General features: G+C 67.7%; 24 protein-coding genes. 18 read left to right on the plus strand and 6 right to left on the minus strand.

Going from position 1 to position 21,436, the window contains the following annotated elements; all coding sequences use genetic code 11:
- Positions 1-39 precede the first annotated feature (39 nt).
- From AC1RRP_RS02065 to AC1RRP_RS02105, 9 genes are all read left to right on the plus strand, one after another.
- Positions 40-729 carry a TetR/AcrR family transcriptional regulator gene (locus tag AC1RRP_RS02065; protein ID WP_493032751.1) on the plus strand — a complete coding sequence of 230 codons (690 nt, stop codon included), beginning with the start codon at positions 40-42 and terminating at the stop codon, positions 727-729.
- Positions 730-820: 91 nt separating this feature from the next.
- Positions 821-1,393, plus strand: coding sequence for a TRAP transporter small permease (locus tag AC1RRP_RS02070; protein ID WP_493032753.1), 573 nt, complete (start codon positions 821-823; stop codon positions 1,391-1,393).
- A complete protein-coding gene (locus AC1RRP_RS02075) occupies positions 1,390-2,667 on the plus strand; it encodes a TRAP transporter large permease subunit (protein WP_493032755.1) in 1,278 nt (425 codons plus the stop codon). Before AC1RRP_RS02070 ends, AC1RRP_RS02075 begins: the two co-directional genes overlap by 4 nt.
- Positions 2,668-2,752: 85 nt before the next feature.
- Positions 2,753-3,751 (plus strand): TRAP transporter substrate-binding protein, encoded by a 999-nt coding sequence (locus tag AC1RRP_RS02080; protein ID WP_493032757.1) that lies wholly within the window; start codon positions 2,753-2,755, stop codon positions 3,749-3,751.
- Between the two features lie 19 nt (positions 3,752-3,770).
- Positions 3,771-4,631, plus strand: a complete 861-nt coding sequence (locus AC1RRP_RS02085; RefSeq protein WP_493032759.1) for a shikimate dehydrogenase family protein — start codon at positions 3,771-3,773, stop codon at positions 4,629-4,631.
- Positions 4,632-4,664: 33 nt separating this feature from the next.
- On the plus strand, positions 4,665-5,585 hold the full coding sequence (locus AC1RRP_RS02090) for a VOC family protein (protein ID WP_493032761.1): 921 nt from the start codon (positions 4,665-4,667) through the stop codon (positions 5,583-5,585).
- The gene (locus tag AC1RRP_RS02095; protein WP_493032763.1) at positions 5,582-6,487 is read left to right on the plus strand and encodes a sugar phosphate isomerase/epimerase family protein; all 906 of its coding nucleotides are present in this window, start codon (positions 5,582-5,584) and stop codon (positions 6,485-6,487) included. Before AC1RRP_RS02090 ends, AC1RRP_RS02095 begins: the two co-directional genes overlap by 4 nt.
- Positions 6,488-6,645: 158 nt before the next feature.
- Positions 6,646-7,083, plus strand: coding sequence for a PAS domain-containing protein (locus AC1RRP_RS02100; protein ID WP_493032765.1), 438 nt, complete (start codon positions 6,646-6,648; stop codon positions 7,081-7,083).
- Between the two features lie 3 nt (positions 7,084-7,086).
- Complete coding sequence (locus tag AC1RRP_RS02105) at positions 7,087-7,626, plus strand: hemerythrin domain-containing protein (protein ID WP_493032767.1); 540 nt, start codon at positions 7,087-7,089, stop codon at positions 7,624-7,626.
- 7 nt (positions 7,627-7,633) lie between these two features.
- On the opposite strand, the gene AC1RRP_RS02110 is transcribed toward AC1RRP_RS02105, so the two are convergent.
- The 6 genes from AC1RRP_RS02110 to AC1RRP_RS02135 all read right to left on the minus strand — a co-directional run bounded on the left by AC1RRP_RS02110 (position 7,634) and on the right by AC1RRP_RS02135 (position 14,020).
- A complete protein-coding gene (locus AC1RRP_RS02110) occupies positions 7,634-9,283 on the minus strand; it encodes a methyl-accepting chemotaxis protein (RefSeq protein WP_493032769.1) in 1,650 nt (549 codons plus the stop codon).
- 284 nt (positions 9,284-9,567) lie between these two features.
- Positions 9,568-10,005, minus strand: a complete 438-nt coding sequence (locus AC1RRP_RS02115; protein ID WP_493032771.1) for a universal stress protein — start codon at positions 10,003-10,005, stop codon at positions 9,568-9,570.
- A gap of 19 nt (positions 10,006-10,024) precedes the next feature.
- A complete protein-coding gene (locus AC1RRP_RS02120; RefSeq protein WP_493032773.1) occupies positions 10,025-10,774 on the minus strand; it encodes a 2OG-Fe dioxygenase family protein in 750 nt (249 codons plus the stop codon).
- A gap of 52 nt (positions 10,775-10,826) precedes the next feature.
- The gene (locus tag AC1RRP_RS02125) at positions 10,827-11,309 is read right to left on the minus strand and encodes a type IV pilin protein (RefSeq protein WP_493032775.1); all 483 of its coding nucleotides are present in this window, start codon (positions 11,307-11,309) and stop codon (positions 10,827-10,829) included.
- 95 nt (positions 11,310-11,404) lie between these two features.
- A complete protein-coding gene (locus tag AC1RRP_RS02130) occupies positions 11,405-12,298 on the minus strand; it encodes an ion transporter (RefSeq protein ID WP_493032777.1) in 894 nt (297 codons plus the stop codon).
- A 15-nt stretch (positions 12,299-12,313) separates the two neighbouring features.
- Entirely contained in the window at positions 12,314-14,020 is a 1,707-nt protein-coding gene (locus tag AC1RRP_RS02135) for a long-chain fatty acid--CoA ligase (protein WP_493032779.1), read from the minus strand.
- Between the two features lie 212 nt (positions 14,021-14,232).
- Between AC1RRP_RS02135 and AC1RRP_RS02140 the strand changes: the two genes are divergently transcribed.
- From AC1RRP_RS02140 to soxX, 9 genes are all read left to right on the plus strand, one after another.
- Positions 14,233-15,195, plus strand: coding sequence for a Bug family tripartite tricarboxylate transporter substrate binding protein (locus AC1RRP_RS02140; protein ID WP_493032781.1), 963 nt, complete (start codon positions 14,233-14,235; stop codon positions 15,193-15,195).
- Positions 15,196-15,254: 59 nt separating this feature from the next.
- Positions 15,255-15,650, plus strand: coding sequence for a hypothetical protein (locus tag AC1RRP_RS02145; protein ID WP_493032783.1), 396 nt, complete (start codon positions 15,255-15,257; stop codon positions 15,648-15,650).
- A complete protein-coding gene (locus AC1RRP_RS02150; protein WP_493032785.1) occupies positions 15,647-15,931 on the plus strand; it encodes a hypothetical protein in 285 nt (94 codons plus the stop codon). Before AC1RRP_RS02145 ends, AC1RRP_RS02150 begins: the two co-directional genes overlap by 4 nt.
- 77 nt (positions 15,932-16,008) lie before the next feature.
- Positions 16,009-16,419 (plus strand): group III truncated hemoglobin, encoded by a 411-nt coding sequence (locus tag AC1RRP_RS02155; protein ID WP_493032786.1) that lies wholly within the window; start codon positions 16,009-16,011, stop codon positions 16,417-16,419.
- The gene (locus AC1RRP_RS02160) at positions 16,416-17,645 is read left to right on the plus strand and encodes an NnrS family protein (RefSeq protein WP_493032788.1); all 1,230 of its coding nucleotides are present in this window, start codon (positions 16,416-16,418) and stop codon (positions 17,643-17,645) included. Before AC1RRP_RS02155 ends, AC1RRP_RS02160 begins: the two co-directional genes overlap by 4 nt.
- Before the next feature lie 103 nt (positions 17,646-17,748).
- Entirely contained in the window at positions 17,749-18,198 is a 450-nt protein-coding gene (locus tag AC1RRP_RS02165) for an RrF2 family transcriptional regulator (RefSeq protein ID WP_493032790.1), read from the plus strand.
- A 110-nt stretch (positions 18,199-18,308) separates the two neighbouring features.
- Positions 18,309-18,812, plus strand: a complete 504-nt coding sequence (locus AC1RRP_RS02170; protein ID WP_493032792.1) for a (2Fe-2S)-binding protein — start codon at positions 18,309-18,311, stop codon at positions 18,810-18,812.
- Positions 18,809-21,010: a xanthine dehydrogenase family protein molybdopterin-binding subunit gene (locus tag AC1RRP_RS02175; protein WP_493032794.1), complete on the plus strand. Its 2,202-nt coding sequence runs from the start codon at positions 18,809-18,811 to the stop codon at positions 21,008-21,010. The genes AC1RRP_RS02170 and AC1RRP_RS02175 overlap by 4 nt, the downstream gene beginning before the upstream one ends.
- Complete coding sequence (soxX, locus tag AC1RRP_RS02180; protein ID WP_493032796.1) at positions 21,007-21,435, plus strand: sulfur oxidation c-type cytochrome SoxX; 429 nt, start codon at positions 21,007-21,009, stop codon at positions 21,433-21,435. The genes AC1RRP_RS02175 and soxX overlap by 4 nt, the downstream gene beginning before the upstream one ends.
- Position 21,436: the final 1 nt, after the last annotated feature.

The raw sequence follows: 21,436 nt of genomic DNA on the forward strand, positions 1-21,436 counted from the left end.
GTGTTGCGGCGGCAGGCGTGGGCGGCCTATACTTCGCGAATGAACGAACCAGTACAAAAGGCCCGCGTACGAACGACCCGCGCGGCGGCGCCGGCGCGCAAGGCGCCCAGCCGCACCAACGACCCCGAGCGCACCCGGGCCAACATCCTGCAGGTGGCCGAGACCGAGTTCGGCGAGAAGGGCCTGGCAGGCGCGCGTATCGACGAGATCGCCGAAGCCACGCGCACCAGCAAGCGCATGATCTATTACTACTTCGGCAGCAAGGAAGGCCTGTACCTGGCCGTGCTGGAGGAAGCCTACCGCCGGGTGCGCGACGTCGAGTCCGAACTCAAGCTGCAGGACCTGGAACCCGAGGAGGGCCTGCGCCGCCTGGTGGCCTTCACCTTCGACCACCACCTGCACCACGAGAGCTACATCCGCCTGGTGATGTCCGAGAACATCCACCGCGGCCAGTACCTGGCGCAAAGCCAGCGCATCCAGGAACTCAACGTGCCGGCCATTGCCGCGATCCGCAACCTCTACGAGCGCGGTGTCAAGGCCGGCCAGTTCCGCAAGGGCCTGGATGCCGTCGACATCCATGCCTCGATCTCGGCCTTGAGCTTCTTCAATGTGTCCAACCGGCACACCTTCGGCATCATCTTCAAGCTGGACATGACCTCGCGGGCCTACATCGCCCAGCGGCGCGAGAACGTGGTGGAAATGATCGTGCGTTTCGTGCGCAAGATCTGACTCCGGAGCATCCCCGACGGCGCAGGCGTCAGGGTTTTCCCTTAACAAAAAACTAACCAGTTCGTACAAAATAAGGACAAGGAGACCCCTTGTGATTCAAACCTTCATCAACTTCATCGGCCGCGTCTTCGGCGGGCTGATGGTGCTCTGCCTGGGCCTGATGGTGCTCATGGTCTTCGGCAATGTGGTGCTGCGCTACGGTTTCAACTCCAGCATCACCATGTCGGAAGAGCTGTCGCGCTGGCTCTTCGTCTGGATGACTTTCCTGGGTGCCGTGGTCGGCCTGATCCAGCACGCCCACCTGGGCACCGACGCCCTGGTCTCGCGCCTGCCTGCGGCGGGCCGCAAGGTCTGCTTCGTGCTGGCGCACGGGCTGATGCTGGCCATGTGCTGGTTCATGTTCGACGGCGCCCGCCAGCAGACCCTCATCAACCTGCAGTCCACCAGCGCCGTCATGGAGGTCTCGATGGCCTGGCTCTATGGCTCAGGCCTGCTGTTTTCCGTGCTGGCGGCGCTGGTCATCGCCCATGAACTGTGGAAGTTCTTCACCGGCCAGCTGCCGGATGCGGAGCTGATCGGCATCGTCGGCTCCGACGACATGCCGCACGGCCTGAGCCCGGTCGCCCCGGGCAAGGAAGCCGCACAAGCCAAGGAGCGCACATGACCATCGCCATCTTCCTGGCCGCCCTGCTGGGCGCCATGGCCCTGGGCGTGCCCATCGCCTTCTCGCTGCTGGTCACCGGCGCCGCGCTGATGTGGCACCTCAATATGTTCGACGCCCAGATCCTGGCACAGAACATGATCGAGGGTGCCAACAGCTTCCCCCTGCTGGCCGTGCCCTTCTTCATGCTGGCCGGCGAGATCATGAACGCCGGCGGCCTGTCCAAGCGCATCGTGGCCTTCGCCACCTCCCTGGTGGGCCACCTGCGCGGCGGCCTGGGTTACGTGGGCATCATGGCCGCCGTCATCATGGGCGCGCTCTCGGGCTCGGCCGTGGCCGACGCCGCCGCCCTGGCCGCCCTGCTGCTGCCCGTCATGCACCGCGCCGGTTATGACAAGGCCCGCTCGGCCGGCCTGATCGCCGCGGGCAGCATCATCGCGCCCATCATCCCGCCCAGCATCGGTTTCGTCATCTTCGGGGTGACGGCCAATGTCTCGATCTCCAAGCTCTTCCTGGCCGGCATCGTGCCGGGCCTCATGCTGGGCCTGACCCTGGCGCTGACCTGGTGGTGGCTCTCGCGCAGGAGCGACGCCACGCTCACGCCGCGCGCCAGCCGTGCGCAGGTGCTGAGCGCCCTGAAAGATGCCACCCTGGCCCTGGGCCTGCCGGTGATCGTGATCGTGGGGCTGAAGTTCGGCGTCTTCACGCCGACCGAAGCGGCCGTGGTCGCCGCGGTCTACGCCCTGCTGATCTCCACCCTGGTCTACAGGGAACTCAAGCTCAACCAGCTCTTCGGTCTCTTCCTGGCCGCCGCCCAGACCACGGCCGTGATCATGTTCCTGGTGGCCGCCGCCATGGTCTCGGCCTGGCTGATCACCGTGGCCAACCTGCCGGGCGAGCTGATCGCGCTGCTCAAGCCCCTGCTGGACCAGCCCACCCTGCTGCTGATCGTGATCATGCTCATCACCATGCTGGTGGGTACAGCCATGGACATGACGCCCACCATCGTCATCCTCACGCCGGTGTTCATGCCCCTGATCAAGGCCGCGGGCATCGACCCGGTGTACTTCGGCGTGCTCTTCATGATCAACAACGCGATCGGCCTGATCACCCCGCCGGTGGGCACCGTGCTGAGCACGGTGGCCGGCGTGGGCAAGATCAGCATGGACGAGGTCACCAAGGGCGTGTGGCCTTTCATGCTCGCGCAGTTCGTGCTGATGTTCCTGCTGGTGCTGTTCCCGTCGCTGGTGATGGTGCCGGCCCGCTGGTTCTACTGATGTTTTCACACGACTGCGGTTTCAGGGCACGCCACCGCAGCCGTTCTTGACAAGGGCGTCCCGCAGATATCCACGGAGACAAACCATGAAACGACTCGTCCTCAAGACCCTGGTGGCCGCCATCTGTGTCACGGCCTTCGGCCTGGCCCAGGCCCAGACCAAGACCCTCAAGTTCGTCAACCAGAACGCCAAGGGCCACCCCATCGTGCTGGGCATGGACAAGTTTGCCGAGATCGTCGAAGCCAGGTCCGGGGGCAAGCTCAAGGTCACCGTCTATCCGGGCGGCGCGCTGGGCAGCGACCAGGCCAATGTGTCGGCCCTGCAAGGCGGCACGCTGGAGATGGCCTCCATGAACTCCGGCATCTTCGCCAGCCTGGTCAAGGACTTCGCCATCTACGACTTCCCCTTCCTGTTCGCCAACCCGGCCGAAGCCGACGCCGTGGTCGACGGTACCTTCGGCAAGAACCTGCACGCCAAGCTGGAGGAGAAGGGCCTGGTCGGCCTGGGTTACTACGAGCTGGGCTTTCGCCACATCAGCAACAGCAAGCGCCCCATCAACAAGGTGGAAGACATTGCCGGCCTGAAGCTGCGCGTGATCCCCAACCCGATCAATGTGGACTGGGTCTCGGCCCTCGGCGCCAACCCCACCCCGCTGCCCTTCCCCGAGCTGTATGCCGCGCTGGAGCAGAAGGCCGTGGACGGCCAGGAAAACCCGGTCGCCACCATCAATGGCGCCAAGCTCTATGAAGTGCAGAAGCACCTGGTCCTGAGCAACCACCAGTACAACCCGCAGTCCATCGTGATGAGCAAGAAGGTCTGGGACGGTCTGTCGGCCGACGAGAAGAAGGTCGTGCAGGACGCCGTCAACGAGTCCATCAGGTTCCAGCGCGAGCAGTCGCGCGCCCTGGCCGGCAGCCTGCTGGCCACGCTCAAGCAGAACGGCATGCAGGTCACCGAACTGCCGCCGGCCGAGGTGGCCAAGCTGCGCGAGAAGATGAAACCCGTGATCGCCAAGCACTCCGCCACCGTGGGTGAAGCGACCGTCAACGCCATGATGGCCGAGCTCGCCCGCATCCGCAAGTAAAGAGAAACGCAGCACCGCGATGAACGCACGAGCTTTCCAGGGCGCCCTGATCAATGGCGATACGGAGCTGATCGCCCATCTGGGCTTCCCCACGCACAGCTTCAAGGCACCGCTGATCTACAACCCTTACTTCGAGTCGGTCGGGGTCAATGCGGTGGTGGTGCCCATGGGCTGCAGGCCCGATGCGTTCGCCGAGGTGCTGCGTAACCTGTTCCGCCTGGAGAACATCCGGGGCGCGCTGATCACGATGCCGCACAAGGTGAGCACCGTGGGCCTGCTCGACGAAGTCACGCGCACCGCGCGTGTGGCCGGTGCCTGCAATGCCGTCAAGCGCCTGCCCGATGGCCGCCTGGTCGGCGACATGTTCGACGGCGAAGGTTTTGTGCGCGGTGTGCGCCGCAAGGGCCTGGCTCTGGAAGGTGCGCGGGCCCTGGTGGTCGGGTGTGGCGGTGTGGGCTCGGCCATTGCCGCCTCGCTGGCCGCGGCCGATGTGGCCGAGCTCGCGCTCTTCGACGTGCAGGACGCTTCCGCCTTGGCCCTGGCCCAGCGCCTGCGCACCGAATACCCGCGACTCAAGGTCACGACCGGCAGCAAGGACCCCGCCGGGTTCGACCTGGTCGTCAACGGCACGCCGCTGGGCATGAACCCCGGCGATCCGCTGCCCGTGGACGTCGAGCGCCTGTCCCCCCATACCTTCGTCGGCGAAGTCGTCATGCGCACCGAGATGACCGCCTTTCTCAGCGCTGCGCAGGCGCGCGGCTGCCGCGTCCAGATCGGTTCGGACATGCTGTTCGAGATGATCCCGGCCTATCTGGAATTTTTCGGCTACCCGACCGCGACGGCCGACCAGCTGCGCACCGTGGCCCGCTTGCACGATTGACCAGCCCACCACACCCCCCTGCCGGAGAAGCCCATGAGCGACCTGTTGCTGAACCCCGAACATGCGCGCGAACCGCTGCAGGACTCCTTCAGCGATGCGTCCAACCCGATCGGGCTGGACGGCATCGAATTCATCGAGTACGCCACGCTCAAGCCCCAGGCCCTGGGCCAGGTGCTGGAGATGATGGGTTTTCGGCCCGTGGCGCGCCACCGTTCGCGTGAAGTCACGCTCTACCGCCAGGGCCCGCTGAACATCGTGGTCAACGCCCACCCGCTGGACGCACTGGGCGCCAGCCACGGCGCCGACCACCCCGGCATCAGCGCCATCGCGCTGCGGGTGCGCAGTGCGCGCGCCGCACGCGAGTACGTGCTGGAACGCGGCGGCTGGGAAGTGCCCGGCCACCCCGACGCGATGGAACTCAACATCCCCGCCATCCACGGCGTGGGCGGCAGCCGCATCTACCTGATCGACCGTTACCAGGACTTCTCGATCTACGACGTCGACTTCATTCCGATCCCCGGCGCGACAGCCCAGCCGCCCGTGCTGGCGAAGCTGAACTTCTTCGGCATCGTCCAGTACATCGGCATCGGCCGCAGTTACGACTGGATCGAGTTCTACCAGACCCTGCTGGGTGCGACGCTGATCCCCGACGAGCAGCGCTTCGGCATCATGCCCTCGGGCAAGCTCATGCGTACACCGGCGCTGCAGGCCTCGCACGCTTTCATGATTCAGCTGGTCGAACCGGCGGTGGACGCGCCCGATCCGCGTGAACAGCTGCAGCGCATCGGCCTCGGAGTGCCCGATGTGCTGGCCGCGGTGCAGGCCCTGCGCGCCCATGGGGTCGAGTTCATCGAGAGCCCGGCCACCCACAGCGGGCAGCGCGGCGCCATTACCAAGACCTATCTGGGCAGCGTGGTGTTCGAGCTTGTGCATTCCGCTGCGGAGCCGGCATGAACGACCGGCGCAGCATGGAGGAAGCCATCCGCGGTTTCGGGATGGACACCATCACCCTGGCCGGTCCGCTGCAGGCCAAGCTGCAGGCCATGCAGGACGCCGGCTTCAGCCAGGTCATGCTCAAGGCCAACGACCTGGTCGGCCACCCGGGCGGCTGGAAGGCTGCTGCGCAGGAAGTACGCGCGAGCGGACTGCGGGGCACGGGTTTCCAGGTGCTGCGGGACTTCGAGGGCCTGAGCGGCCACCTGCACGAGTACAAGGTCGACATCGCCAAGACCATGCTGGAGATGTGCGCCGAACTCGGCTGCGACGTGCTGCTGGCCTGTTCCTCCACCTCGGCCCATGCATCGCAGGACCTGGACCACATCGCGCGCGACCTGCGCAAGCTGGCCATGCTGGCTGTTCCCCACGGCATCCGCATCGCCTACGAAGGCCTGTCCTGGGGCCGCACCATCAACGAGTACACCACGGCCTGGGACGTGGTCTGCCGCGCCGATGCGCCCAACCTGGGGGTCTGCATCGACTCGTACCACATCCTGGCCGCCAAGACTCCGCTGGACGCCATCCTGGACCTGGACCCGGGCAAGATCTTCCTGGTCCAGCTGTCCGACTTCATGTGGCGCGAGACGCCCACCTTCGAGGAACGCATGGCCACGGCGCGCACCTACCGCGTCTTTCCGCGCGAGGGCGTGCACACCCCAGAGCTGATCGACCTGGTACAGAAGCTCGACCGGCTCGGTTATGCCGGCGACTACAGCTTCGAGGTCTTCAACGACGACTTCGTGCAGATGCCCCTGCCCATGGTGGCCGAGCGCGCCCGCAAGTCGGCGCTCTGGCTGGCCGACGACATCCTGCGCCGCTCGCTGCCCCTGCCCAACCAGCTCAGGCTGCGAGCGCGCTGAGCAGGGCAGGGGCCCGGGAAGCCGGCCGCGGCCGGGACCGCCGACGCCAATAGCCCTGGCCGGAAGCATAGTTCTCCCGGAGTATTGGCTGATGGCGCCGCTTGGGCTACGCTATAGCCATCCTTAAGATATTCATCAGATACTTCTTTAGTACAGCCATGTCCTCCCCCCCCACACTTGCATCCTCGGCCGCCCATATCCTGCGCAACATGCCGGAGGCCCTGATCTTCTGCGACCTCGAAGGCATCATCCGCGTCTGGAACGGCGGGGCCGAGAAGGTCTTCGGCTGGAGTGCGGCCGAAGCCGTGGGCCAGAGCCTGGACCTCATCATCCCCGAACGCATGCGCAAGGCGCACTGGGACGGCTTCAACCAGGCGCTGGAGCGCGGCGGCGTCAAGCCGGGCCGCACCTCCATGATCACGCGCTCGCTGCACAAGAGCGAGGAGTTCATCTACGTGGACATGAGCTTCGAGATGGTGCGCGACGAAGCCGGCAAGATGCTGGGCTCCATGGCCGTGGCGCGCGACGCCACCAGGCGTTTCAACGACGAAAAGGCGCTGCGCAAGCAGCTGGCCGACCTGACGGCCAAGCCCTAGCCCATGGGCACCGCCCTGCCCGGCTTCGACGCCCCGGCCGTGGGTTTCGAGGCACCCTACGAGATGCTGGCCGCCTGCCACGAGCGCGTGCAACGCAGCCTGGATCTGCTAGGCCGGCTGGTGGACTACCTCGATGACAAAGGCCACGACGCGCAGACCCGCTCGGCCGCGGCCGATGTGCTGCGGTATTTCGACCTCGCCGCGCCGCTGCACCACCAGGACGAAGAGCAACACGTCTTCCCGCTGTTGCTCGCGCAGGGCGATGTTGCGCTGCGCGCCACGGTGCAGCGCCTGCAGGCGGACCACCGGCAGATGGAGGCCTTGTGGGCCGGGCTGCGCGAGGCAGTGCTGCGCTGGCGCGAACCGGCTTGCCAGGAACAGGTCGCCGCCGGCACCCTGGAGGCCATCACCCGCTTTCGAGGCCTCTATGCGGGACACATCGAAGCCGAGGAAGGCCTGGTGTTTCCCGCGGCACGCGCTGCCATGAGCGCGGCCACGCTGGGCGCCATGGGCGCCGAGATGCAGGCCCGGCGCCGGAGCTGAGGCGCCTTCAGGCCGGCAGGCGGAAACGGGCCACCTGGTCCGCCAGGTGCCGCGCCTGTTCGTTCAGGGTATGGGCCGTACCCACCGTCTCCTCCACGAGGGCGGCGTTCTGCTGGGTCATGCGGTCCAGTTCCTGGATCGCCTCGCCCACCTGGCCGATGCCCACCCGTTCCTCGCGCGCGCTGATCGCGATCGAGGCCAGCAGTTCGCTGACGCGACGGGCCGACACCACGATCTCCTCGATGGTGGTGCCCGCGCGCTGCACCACGCCGGCGCCGATGGCCACCTGCTCGACGCTGCCGCCGATCAGCTTCTTGATCTCGCGCGCGGCCTCGGCGCTGCGCTGTGCCAGCATGCGCACCTCGCCAGCCACCACGGCAAACCCCTTGCCCTGTTCGCCGGCGCGCGCCGCCTCCACCGCGGCGTTGAGCGCCAGGATGTTGGTCTGGAAGGCGATGCCGTCGATGGTGCCGATGATCTCGGCGATCTCGGCCGAGGACTGGCGGATGCGCTCCATGGTGCTCACCACCTCCTGCATGATGCGCCCGCCCTGGGCGGCAGACTCGGCGTTGCGCCGGGCCTCGCCCGAGGCCTCTTCGGTGTGTGACTGCGTGGTCTTGACGGTGGCCGAGATCTGCTCCATCGACGCGGCCGACTCCTCCAGGCTGGCGGCGGCCTGCTCGGTGCGCGCGGACAGGTCGGTGGCGCCATGGGCCGACTCGGTGCTGGAGCGCACGATCTCGTCGCTGGCGTGGCGCACCTGCACCACCATGTCGCGCAGCGAGTCCTGCATGTAACGCAGCTCGATCATCAGCTGCGCCGCCTCGTCGCGCCCCCAGGGCGAGGGGGTCGTGGTCAGGTCGCCGCTGGTCATGGCCCGCAGGTGGCGGCGTGTTTCACGCAGGCCGCCATCCATCACCCGGTAGAAACAGAAGAAGAGGTAACCGGCGAACAGCAGGGCGCACAGGGTGATGCCCGCATCGAGCAGCACCTGCTGCCTGAGTTCGTTCTGCACATCGTTGACGTAGATGCCGGAGCCGATCACCCAGCCCCAGGGCTCGAAGCCCAGCACATAGGAGATCTTGTCCACGGGCCGGCTCTCGCCCGGCTTGGGCCACTGGTAACTCACAAAACCCTTGCCCTCGGCCCGCACCTTGGCGACGAAGGCCTGGAACAACTTGAGGCCGTTCGGGTCCTTGAGGTCCGAGACATCCTGGCCGTTGAGTTCGGGCTTGATCGGGTGCATGACGACACGCGGGTGCATGTCGTTGATCCAGAAGTATTCCTCGCGTTCGTAGCGCAGCCGGCTGACTGCATTGCGCGCCAGTTCCTGGGCCTGTTCGCGGCTGAGCTTGCCATCCTTTTCCTGGGCCTGTGCCCAGACCAGCAGCCCGTGCGCGATCTCGACATGCTGGCGCGTGGCGGCCTCGCGGTCGCGCATGGTCTTGAGGTACTGGTTGTTGACCTGGAAACCCAGCATGACCAGCAGGGGCAGCACAAAGGCCAGGGAGATCACCAGGGCCTTGGACATGAAACGCATCTGGCGGAACAGCCGAACACCCGGGGCCCAGAAGCCGTGAAAGGTGAAGAATCCTTCGTGACCGACGCGTGCGTTCGTCGACAGGGAAGGCGTGGCCAGCGTGGCACTGTTGCTCATCAAGGCAACTCCTCTGTTTTTTGGTTCGCTTGTTGAGGGGGATCGCCCGAGGCGACATCACGGAAAAATTATCGGCGCGACTGGCACCCGATGAAGCGACCGGCGCGGCCTGCGCTCAAATATTCTCAGGAGTCGACAACTAGTGCCGTCGGTGGACGGCAGGCCCCGGGAGCGCCGATGCGCGGATGCGACAGGCCATACCCCGCAGCGCATGCGCCAACTTGCAAAAGATAAGCATGCATGGTATGTAAGCTTACGACCGGAGGTGACGGGCCAGACGCAGGTCAGTCGCGCACGATGAACACCGGGAGGTGGGCATGCGAGAGCACACGCTGGGCCACGCTGCCCAGCACCACCTTCTCCAGCCCACGCCGGCCGTGCGAACCCATGACGATGAGGTCGGCCCCCACGGCCTTGGCCGTGTCCAGGATGCCGCGCCAGGGCGCATGCGCCTCGATCACCTGTGTGGTGGCCGACACGCCGGCCTGGACCAGGGTGGCCTGCGCCGCCTCGGTGGCCTCCTTGGCCTCGACCGTGGCGGCGCTCAGGTACTCGGCCTGGCCGTAGGCGAAGTCGCTGCCCAGGCCCGTGAAGGGGTAGGGGTCGATCACGTAGATGGCCGTGACCCGGCTGCCGAACGCCCGGGCCAGGCCCGCGGCCTGCTCGACCGCTTTCTGCGCTGTGGGCGACCCATCGACCGGGACCAGGATGTGCTTGAACATGGCGACTCCTTGTGTTGTATCAGCTGACTGTGTCTTCGCCCTGGAAGGCGCCGGCGCGCAGCGTGATGACCAGCGTATCACGGTAGGCCGGCTGCGCCACCGGCTGGATGGGCGTGGTCTCGTGGACCACGCGCGCATCGTCCAGCAGCAGCAGCGACCAGGGTTCGCTCAGCGTGAAGCGCTGGCCATTGGGGCCCACGGCCTCGAACACGCGGGTCTCGCCGCCCTTCACGCCACGCCGCGCCACCAGGAACACCGCCACCAGGTCCACACCATCGCGGTGCGCGCCCTCGGGCGTGGGCCGGCCGATGCCGTCGGTGGTGTCGATACGGAAAGGATGCGCCTCGATGTACCAGGGCTGCTGCCCCTTGAGCGCCGAGGCCACACGCCCCAGCCAGCGCAGCAGCTGCGCCCAGGCCGGCTGTTGCAGCATGGCCGGGGCCATGGGCTCGAACAGGCGCTGCATGCCGCCGTGCAAGGCGTTGTATTCCAGCGGCTGCCAGTGGGCGCGGTGCGGCACCTGGGTGAACTGCTCACCGTCGAGCACGAAGCAGGAATGGCGACGGCGGCGGTAACGCCCGCCGTCCTTCAGGAAGTTGTCCGGGGGCAGCTCATCCCAATGGCTGCGCAGGGCCAGAAGTTCATCGAGCCGGCAGGCGCTCAGGGCGCAGACGCCGGCGGCGTCGAGCACGGCATGGCCCTGGCGCTGCAGGGTGGCGTCCAGTGCGCCGGGCGGGATGACGGGGGGCAAAAACAAGGGGCTGGTCATGACAGGCATTGTGCCTGCCGTGACCAGCCCCTTGCGGGAACCGGGGTGTGGATCAGCAGCCGCCGGTGGCCAAAGCGATCGCGGGTGCAGCACCCGCAACTGCGGCTGTATAACTGACTTGGCAGGTCGCTGCGGCCGTAGCACCGACAGCCTGGAACAGGATGGGGGGGCCGGCCACGATGACCAATCCATCGTTGGCAGGTGTGACCGTATCAATACCCGCCGCAGTAGCGATACCAGCAGCCGTGGCTGCCGGGTAACGGTTAACCATCGGGATATTTGAACCATCCATATTGGCCGTACCCGCCGCTGCCGTGCAGGTACCGGCCGGCACCGCCGCCAAATCGAGCTCACAACGTGCGCGGGCCAAGGCGGCCGCCGAGCGGATCGAACCATAGATGCCCTGCATCTTGGCCACGCGCGCATCGCGCTGGACGGCGATGTAACGCGGCAAGGCAATAGCGGCCAGGATGCCGATGATGGTGATGACGATGACCAGTTCGATCAGCGTGAAACCTTTTTGCGACTTTTTCATGGGGACTCCGTATTCCTGGGAAAGATGACCGGATTGTGCCCCAGTCCAGCCGACAGGTACAAATTTGATAGCAAAAAAGCGGCCGGCGGCGTGACTTATTTGACACCCTCCCCGTCCTGCAGCCGTTGCGGCAGGGCCGTGCCGCAGTGCAGGCAGTAGTGCGCCTCGGGGGCATGGCCCTCTTTCAGGCACTCGGGGCAGGTGCGCGAGACCGGCTGGCTGCCCAGGCGGCGCGCCGTCATCTCGGCGGTGACGATGCCGGTGGGCACGGCCAGGGTGCCCCAGCCCAGCAGCATCATGAAGGAGGCGATGAAACGGCCCAGATCGGTCTTGGGCGTGATGTCGCCGAAACCCACCGTGGTCATGGTGGTGATGGCCCAGTAGACCGCGGTGGGGATGCTGGTAAAGCCGTTGGCCGGCCCCTCCACCACATACATCAGCGTACCCATGACCACCACGATCATCAGCACGGCCGAGATGAAGACCAGCACCTTGCGCCGGCTGGCGCGCAGCGCGGCGCCCAGGGCCTGGAACTCGGCCAGGTAGGCGGTGAGCTTGAAGATGCGGAACACCCGCAGCAGGCGCAGCACGCGCACGTCGATCAGCGCATGCACCTCGGGCACCAGCAGCGCCAGCCAGGTGGGCAGCAGGGCCAGCAGGTCGATGATGCCGTAGAAGCTCAGCGCATAACGCAGCGGCTGGCGCACGCAGGCCAGGCGCGCCAGGTACTCCAGGGTGAAAAGCGCGGTGAACAGCCATTCGAGGCGGTCGAGGATGTTGCGCTGACCGGCGGGCAGGCCCGGCAAGCTGCCCAGCACCACGGCCAGCACGCTGGCCAGGATGAAGACGATGAGCCAGATATCGAACAGGCGCCCGGCCCGGGTGTCGGACTCGAAGATGACGGTGTAGAGCTGCAGACGCCAGCCGGTCTGGGGACGCGCTGCGTCGTCTTCATGCGTGCTGCTGGCAGCAGGGGTGTCGGTACTCATGGAGGTCGGGCCGGCTCAGGACGATGGGGGCGATTGTGCCTGTTCGGCCTCCTGCAGGGCGCGCCACATCACCTTGCCGGTGCCGCTCTTGGGCAGGGCGTCGACGAACTGCACCACACGCGGCACCTTGTAGACGGCCATGTGCTCGCGGCACCAGGCCATGATGTCCTGCCCGCTGACCTGCCCCCGGTGACTCGCGCGCAGCACCACCACGGCCTTGACCGATTCACCCCGGTAGCTGTCTTTGGTGGCGATGATGCAGGCCTCCTGGATGGCCGGGTGGCGGAACATCAGCGCCTCCACCTCGGCCGGCCAGACCTTGAAGCCCGAGGCGTTGATCATGCGCTTGAGGCGGTCGGTCATGAAGAAGTAGCCGTCCTCGTCGATGCGGCCCATGTCGCCACTGCGGAAGAAGCGCTTGCCCTCCAGTTCGATGAAGGCCCGCGCCGTGGCCTCGGGCTGGCGCCAGTAGCCCTGGAAGACCTCGGGGCCGTGGATGATGATCTCGCCCTGCTCACCCTGGGGCATCTCCTGCAGGGTCAGGGGGTCGATCACGCGCGCATCGGTGCTCATGAAAGGGATGCCCAGGCATTGCTGCTTGGGGGCGTCCGGCGGATTGGTGTGCGAGGGTGCCGCCGTCTCGGTCAGACCGTAGCCTTCCACGTAACGCAGGCCGAACTGTTCGTACAGGCGCTGCGCCACCGCCTGCGGCATGGCCGCGCCGCCGCCGCCGATGTTGACCAGGCTGGAGAGGTCGTACTGCTCGAAGCTCGGGCTGGCCAGCAGGTCGATCACCATGGTCGGGATGTTGGTCCAGTGCGTCACGCGGCGCGCCGAGATCAGCCGCCCCGCGAGGTCGCGGTCCCAGCGCGGCATCACGACCAGCGTGGCCCCGACGTAGATGCTCGCGTGCATCACGCTGACCATGCCGGTGATGTGGAACATGGGCACCACGGCCAGCGTCACGTTTTCGGCCGTGCCATTGCCCCAGAGGCCGCTGGCCACGGCGTTGTGCATGATGCTGGCGTGCGTGTGCATGCAGCCCTTGGGCAGGCCCGTGGTGCCGCTGGTGTAGGGCAGCAGGGCCAGGTCCCCCGGCCCCACCTGCAGCGCCGGCAGCGGCGCGGGCGACGCCAGGGCCTGCGCCCAGGCATGCACCTGCCCGCCCTGGAGCAGGGGCAGCGCGTGCGGCGTGAGCAGCCAGTCGCGCCAGGTCTCGGGGGGCGCCTCCTTGCCAGAGCGCGCCGGGTCGAAGCCCTCGGCGAACTGCGTCACCACCAGGTGCGCCAGGCCCTGGCCCGGCGGCAGTTCGTCGCTGGCGCGCGTCAGACCGGCGGCTAGGTCCGCGCTGGTGATGGCCACCTTCGCCTGCGGGTCGCTGATGTAGTGCTTGAGCTCCTCGCTGCGGTTCATGGGGTTGACCGGCACCACCACGGCATTGGCGCGCAGGATGGCGAAGTGCGCAATGACCAGCTGCGGGCAGTTCTGCAGGTTCAGCACCACGCGGTCGCCCTTGCGCACGCCCAGCCCGTGCAGGAAGGCCGCCAGGCGTTCGGCCTGTTGCAGCACCTCGGCGTAGGACCAGGTGCGACCGAAGAAGACGAGGGCGGGCTTGTCCGGGTAGCGCCGTGCGCTCACGGCCAGGTTGTCCCACAGCGAGGTGGCCGGCGGCGTGATCGCATGCGGCAGACGGTGGGGCCAGAACTTGTAGTGGGAACGCATGGAAATCTCTACCTCCTGGCGGCCAGCCTAACGCGGGCGCATCGATCCGGCATCCGGGTCGCACCCGATACCCGGTCGCGCATGCGACCCCAGGCCCTCAAGACTTACCCGGATGTCGCGGCCCGGTTCCGGTCGTTACGATAGGGCCATGCACCAAGGGGGCAGGCAGCACCCCTGCCGGCACCGACCCTTCATCACTGACGGAGTTCACCATGCGCAAGAACCTCGGCCTCCTGCTCTCGGGCCTGTTGCTCTCACTGGCGGCCGCAGCCCAGACCTTTCCCGGCAAGCCCGTGCGCATCGTGATCGGCTTCCCGGCCGGCGGCCCGCTGGACCAGCACGCCCGCCTGCTCAGCGACCGGCTGCAGGCCGTGCTGGGCCAGCCCGTCCTGATCGACTACAAGGCTGGCGCCGGCGGCACGGTGGGTGCGCAGGAGGTCATGAAGGCCGCGCCCGACGGCCACACCCTGCTGCTGGCCAACACGGGCACCATGGTCATCAACCCGGCGCTCTACAGCAAGCTGCCCTACGGCACGCTCAAGGACTTCGTGCCCATTGCCCGCACCGCCATGCAGCCCCTGGCCCTGCTGGTCAACCCCAAGGTGCCGGTGAACAACCTGCGCGAGTTCATGGACTACGCGCGTGCGCGGCCCGGCCAGGTCAACTACGGCTCGGCCGGTAATGGCGGCATCAGCCATCTGGTGCCGGAGATGTTCAAGAACGCCACCGGGCTCTTCATGGTGCACATCCCCTACCGCGGCAGTGCGCCGGCCTTCACCGATCTGATGGGCGGCCAGGTGCAGTTCATGGCCGAGAGCATTCCGCAGGCTGCGGCGTACCACAAGCAGGGCAAGGTGCGCGCGCTGGCCGTGACCAGCCGCGAGCGCAACCCCGCCCTGCCCGACATCCCGACCGTCATCGAAAGCGGACTCAAGGGTTTCGAAGTCGTGGGCTTCTACGGCTTTCTGGCGCCCGCCGGCACCCCCAAGGACGTGGTGGCCAAACTCAGCGAAGCCTTCCGCCAGGTGATGACCCAGCCCGAACTGCGCAGCCGCATGATCAGCCAGGGGGCCGACCCGGCCTTCCTGGGCGCCGATGACTTCGCCAGGTTCCTGGGCGCCGAGATGCCGCGCTGGGCCGCCGCCGTGCAAAAATCCGGCGCCAGGCTGGACTGAAGACTTCCGCCCTGGGCGGCCGACCCGCACCACCTGACGACCCCCTGCCGAGGACCCGCGTGAGCAAAGACAAGAAAAAGGACGCCCCCCAGGGCAGGACAGCTGCGCCGGGCGCCATCTGGCAGACCGTCCTGGCCATCCTGATCGTGCTGGTCGCGGCGGCGGATGCTGCCTACCTGCTGTTCGCCGAGTGGAAACACTTCGGCAACCCGGACATGGGTTCGCTGGTCATCGCCGCCGCCGTCCTCAGCCTGGCCCTGTGCGCGCCCTATGCCCTGTTCACGCGCCGGCCCGGCGAGGCGCTGGCCGTCGCCCTGCTGGGCCTGGCCTGCACGCTCGGCACCCACTGGCTGCTGCACGCCGGCCGCCTGAACTACCGTGCACCCTGCGAAGCCGGTCAGTATGAATGCGCGCGCACCGGCCTGAACCGGACCATGGTCCGCTACAAGCGATGACCCACGCCCTGCTCGCCCCCCTGCAGAGCGGACTCGACGCCCTGCGCCGCAGCAGCATCCGCCCGGCCGAGTTCAGCCGGCAGGCCCGCGCCCAGCAGGCCCTGCTGGATGCCCTGCCGCCGCGCTACACCCAGGTGCTGCTGGACCTGCTCGACCGCCTGGAGTCGAGTGCGCTGTTCGCCGAGGAAAGCTGCTCCTTCAGCCAGATCGATCTGCTGGACAGCCTGCAGCTCTGGCTGGACAAGGCCGCGCAGCAGCTGCGCGCCAGCACCCGCTCATGACCCTGTGCCCGTCAGGGTTCGACGGGGGAGGACTTTCTCGTTAAGATCTATATGTTTTACATCTTAAAGAGATCGCCATGCCCGACCCGCAACTTTGCAGCGAAGAAGAGATCGCCACGCTGGTGCAACGTTTCTATGCGCGCGTGCGCCGCGATGCGCAGCTGGGCCCCATCTTCAACGCACGCATCCATGACTGGCCCGCCCACGAGGCCAAGCTGTGCGACTTCTGGTCGTCGGCGCTGCGCGGCACGCGGCGCTTTCACGGCACGCCCATGCCCCTGCACGCGGCACTGCCCGGACTGACGGCGGCGCTGTTCCAGCACTGGCTGCAGCTGTTTGATGAGACGGCCGCCACACTGCCCAACTCAGCGCTGCGGGAGCGGGTGAGCCATCTGGCGCACCGCATCGCCGGCAGCCTGTGGTACGGCTACCAGCTGGCCCACCCGGCCACCGAGACGAGCACGGGGCTGCAGGAGCTGACCCCATGAGCACGCTGCTGCAGATCGACGAACCGGCCGCATCGGCCCGCCCCCGGCCTTCGCTACGGGCTTTCCTGGACATGGGCTTTCGCCCGCTCTACCTGGCCGGCACCGCCTGGGCCCTGGTGGCGGTGGCATTCTGGATCTTTGCACCGCAGTGGCTGCGCGGGCCGCTGGGTGGGGTGGCCTGGCACGCGCACGAGATGATGTGGGGCTTCGTCGCCACCATCGCGGTGGGCTTCCTGATGACGGCCGGGGCCAACTGGACCGGCGTGAACCCCACGCCACCGGGCACGCTGCTGGCCGTCTGCGCGCTGTGGCTGCTGGCGCGCATCGGTCTGCTGTTCCCCAGCCACGCCCTGTTCTGGCTCGGCTTCGGCGCCGAGGGGGCGTTCTTCCTGCTGTCGGCCGCCGCCATGGCACGCGCGATCTACGGTACCCGCAACCGGCGCAACTACGCCGTGCCGCTGCTGCTGCTGGCCCTGGGCGTCACCGACGTGCTGTACCTGCTGGCCGCGCTGGGCGGCGATCACACCCTGCTGATGCAGCGCTTCAACGCCGGCCTGTTGTGCATGGCCGTCGTCGCCCTGCTGGTGGGGCGGCGCGTCATCCCCTTCTTCGCCATGCGTGCCGTGCCGGGCCTGACCATCCCCATGCACGAACGCAGCGGTCTGGTGCAGCTCGGTGCTGGCGCGCTGGCCGTGTTGTTCGTGCTGCTGCAATGGCGGTGGCCACTGGCGCTGGCCCTGCTGGTGTGTGGCGCCATGCCACTGTGGCAGTTGCTGGGCTGGAAGCCCCTGGCAGTGCGCGGCCGGCCGCTGCTGTGGATCCTGTACGCCGGGTATGCGGGCCTGGGCGCCGGCCTGCTCGTGGCCGCGGCCCAGGCCGCCGGTGCGCCGCTGCGCAATGCCGTGCATGTGCACGTGATCGCCATGGGCGGCTTCTCGCTGATGATCATCGGCATGGTCACGCGCACGGCACTGGGCCATCTGGGCCGGCCGCTGGCGACGGACCGCAGCATGGTGGCCAGCTATTGGCTGATGGCCCTCGCTGTGGCGCTGCGTCTGGCCGGCCTGTTCCCGTCGGGCCCCGTGATGCCGCTCTTGCAGGGCGCGGCACTGTGCTGGATCGCGGCTCTCGCGCTCTATCTCTGGCGCTTCTTTCCGTGGATGATCCGCCCGCGGCCGGACCACCAGCCACAAGTCGCCACCGTCACGCTGGGCCAACGGGCATGAGCCCAGTCGTCACCGAAACCCGCACCCGCCAGATGCCGGCGGATGGGACGACTAAAATGAAGGCGCTCGACGAACGTGCCGACAACCAGAAAGACTGCGTTCCATGCGCCTGACCAGCATGACCGATTACGCGCTGCGCCTGCTGATGTACCTGGCGCAGCAGCCCGACCGCCTGTGCACCATTGCGGAAATCGCCACGGTGCACGGCATCTCCGAAGCGCATCTGATGAAGATCACGCACCAGCTGGCCCTGGCCGGCTGGATCGAGACCGTGCGCGGCAAGGGCGGCGGCATGCGCCTGGGCGCGCCACCCGAGGCCATCAACCTGGGCGAGGTGGTGCGCAGCATGGAAAGCGACTTCAAGCTGGTCGAGTGCTTCGGCCCCGGCAACGAATGCACCATCACACGCGGGTGCCGGCTCACGACCGTGATGCGCGGCGCACTCCAGGGCTTCATGGCGCATCTGGATGCGCACACCCTGGCCGATCTGATTCCGGGTAAACCCGTAGCCAGCAAGTCCCGCCGTCGCACACTGGCCATCAAGGCTGCCTGAATCCCGTCCTGTCTCCCTCGTCGCGCTGCACGCTGGCGCGAAATGGCATATAAAACAGCATGGCCCGGCATCACCCGGCCCAGCACGCCACACCTTCGAGGAGACATACGATGGCGAAACTCAACGTCAACGGCAAGGACCGCGAATTCGACGCGGCCCCCGACACCCCCCTGCTGTGGGTGCTGCGCGAGCAGCTCAACCTCACGGGCACCAAATACGGTTGCGGCATCGCGCAGTGTGGCGCCTGCACCGTGCACATCGACGGCAACGCGGTGCGCAGCTGCGTGATGCCGCTGCGCGCCGTCAAGGCCACCCAGACCGTGGTGACCATCGAGGGTCTGTCGCGCAACGGCACGCACCCGGTGCAACGCGCCTGGCAGGCACTGGACGTGCCGCAGTGCGGCTTCTGCCAGAGCGGCATGATCATGGCCGTCTCCGCCCTGCTCAAGACCCGTCCCCAGCCCAGCGATGCCGACATTGACGCGGCCGTCACCAACATCTGCCGCTGCGGCACCTACAACCGGGTGCGCGCCGCCATCCACACCGCGGCGCGCGGGGGCGGCGCCCGCAAGGCGGGGCTGGACATCCAGCATCCCGAAGGGAGCGCAACATGAGCACCTCTTTGCTGAACCCCGAACTCTCGCGCCGTGGTTTCCTGTCCAGCGCAGGTGCGGCTGCCGGCGGCCTGATGGTGGGCTTCCACGTGCCCCTGGCGCAGGCCCAGACCAGTGCGATGCGTGCCGACGCGCCCGAGATCAATGCCTGGGTGGTGATCAAGCCCGACGACACCGTGGTCATCCGCATCGCACGCTCCGAAATGGGCCAGGGCACGCTGACGGGCCTGGCCCAGCTGGTGGCCGAAGAACTGGAATGCAGCTGGTCGCGCGTCACCACCGAGTACCCCACGCCGGGCCAGAACCTGGCACGCAAACGCATCTGGGGCAACTTCTCCACCGGCGGCAGCCGCGGCATCCGCGAGTCGCATGACTACGTGCGCAAGGGCGGCGCCATCGCGCGCGTGATGCTGGTGCAGGCTGCGGCCAACGCCTGGGGCGTGCCCGCCGCCGAATGCAGCGTCGCCGCCGGCGTGATCACGCACACGCCCACGGGCCGCAAGACCCTCTACGGCCGGGTGGCCGCGGCCGCCGGGCAGCTCACGCCGCCCGATCCGGCCAGCGTGCCGCTCAAGGACCCATCTACCTGGAAGATCGCCGGCCAGCGCATGGCACGGCTCGACACCTTCAAGAAGACCACGGGTGCACAGGACTACGGCATCGACCTGCGCCTGCCCGGCATGCTCAACGCCGCCATCCGGGACTGCCCGGTCTTCGGCGGCAAGGTCAAGAGCTTCAACGCGGCCGCCATCCTGCGGCGCGCCGGCGTGAAGAAGGTGGTGCAGGTCGGCCCCAGCGCCGTCGCCGTGGTGGCCGACACCTGGTGGCGCGCCAAGACCGCGCTGGATGCACTGACGATCGAGTGGGACTACGGCCCCAACGCGGCGATCTCGCAGGCCGACATCGCCGCCATGGTCAAGGGCGGACTCGATCTGTCGGTACCGGCGACCTCGGTGGGCAACAGCAATGGCGACGCCGCCGCGGCCATCAGCGCCGCGCCGCGCAGGATCGAGGCGATCTACAGCTACCCCCACCAGAACCACGCGACCATGGAGCCCATGAACGCCACGGCGCGCTGGACGCCCGAGCACTGCGACGTCTGGGTGCCCACGCAGAACGGCGAGGCGGCCCTGGCCGCCGCGGCCGAAGCCGCGGGCCTGCCGCCGGCGCAGTGCGAGGTCTACAAGCTCTACCTCGGCGGCGGCTTCGGGCGGCGCGGGCGCAGCGACTTCGTCACGCAGGCGGTACAGCTGGCCAAGGCCATGCCGGGCACACCGATCAAGCTGATCTGGTCGCGCGAAGAAGACATGCAACACTGCTACTACCACCCGATCACCAGCGCCAAGCTCACCGCCGGCCTGGACGCGCAGGGCAACATCAGCGGCCTGCACATGCGCATCTCGGGCCAGTCCATCCTGGCCACGGTGGCGCCGCAGTCCATGCGCGACGGCAAGGACATGGTGGTCTACCAGGGGCTGGCGCCCTCCGGCCCCGAGGCCTCGATCGGCTACAGCTTCCCCAACCTGCTGATCGACCACGCCATGCGCAACCCGCATGTGCCGGCCGGCTTCTGGCGCGGCGTGAACCTGAACCAGAACACGATCTACCTCGAGTGTTTCCTCGACGAGATCGCGCACGCCACCGGCCAGGACCCGCTGGCCCTGCGCCGCAAGCTCATGGACAAGCACCCCAAGCACTTGGCCGTGCTCAACGCCGTGGCCGAGCGCGTGGGCTGGGACAAACCGGCCCCGGCCGGCGTGTTCCGCGGCCTGGCGCAGACCATGGGCTTTGGCAGCTACGTGGCGGCCTGCGCCGAAGTGTCGGTCAGCGCCGAGGGCAAGCTCAAGGTCCACCGCATCGTGGCGGCCACCGACCCGGGCCACGCCGTCAATCCGCAGCAGATCGAGGCGCAGGTGGAGGGCTCCTTCGTCTATGGCCTGTCGGCCGCCCTGTATGGCGAGATCACCGTCAAGGACGGTGCCGTCGAGCAGAAGAACTTCGACAGCTACCCCGTGATGCGCCTGGCCGAAATGCCGCCGGTGGAAACCATCGTGCTGCCCTCGGGCGGCTTCTGGGGCGGCGTGGGCGAGCCCACCATCGCGGTGGCGGCACCGGCCGTGCTCAACGCCATCTTTGCCGCGACCGGCAAACGCATCCGCGAACTGCCGATCAAGAGCCAGGACTTGCGGCGGGCATGATGCTGCGCCGGCTCGCGGCCGCCACGGCCCTGGCCCTGCCCCTGGGGGCGGGCGCCGTGACCGTGGCTGGCGAGGGCCTTCCGGCGGCGCTGGAAGGCGCCGTGGGCGATGCGGCGCGTGGCCGGGCCATCGTCGCCAGCCGCCAGGCCGGCCTGTGCCTGCTCTGCCATGCGGGGCCGATTCCCGAGGAGCGCTTCCAGGGCACTCTGGCCCCCGATCTGGCAGGCGCCGGCCAACGCTGGACCGCAGCACAGCTGCGCCTGCGCCTGGTCGACCCGCGCCGCCTCAACCCGGACAGCATCATGCCGGCCTACTACCGGAGCGAAGGACTCACGCGCGTGGGCCGCGCCTGGGAAGGCAAGCCCATCCTGAATGCCCAGCAGATCGAGGACGTGGTGGCCTATCTCGCCACGCTGAAGGATTGAA

This window comes from Hylemonella sp. GW821-FHT12C09 (assembly GCF_058807395.1).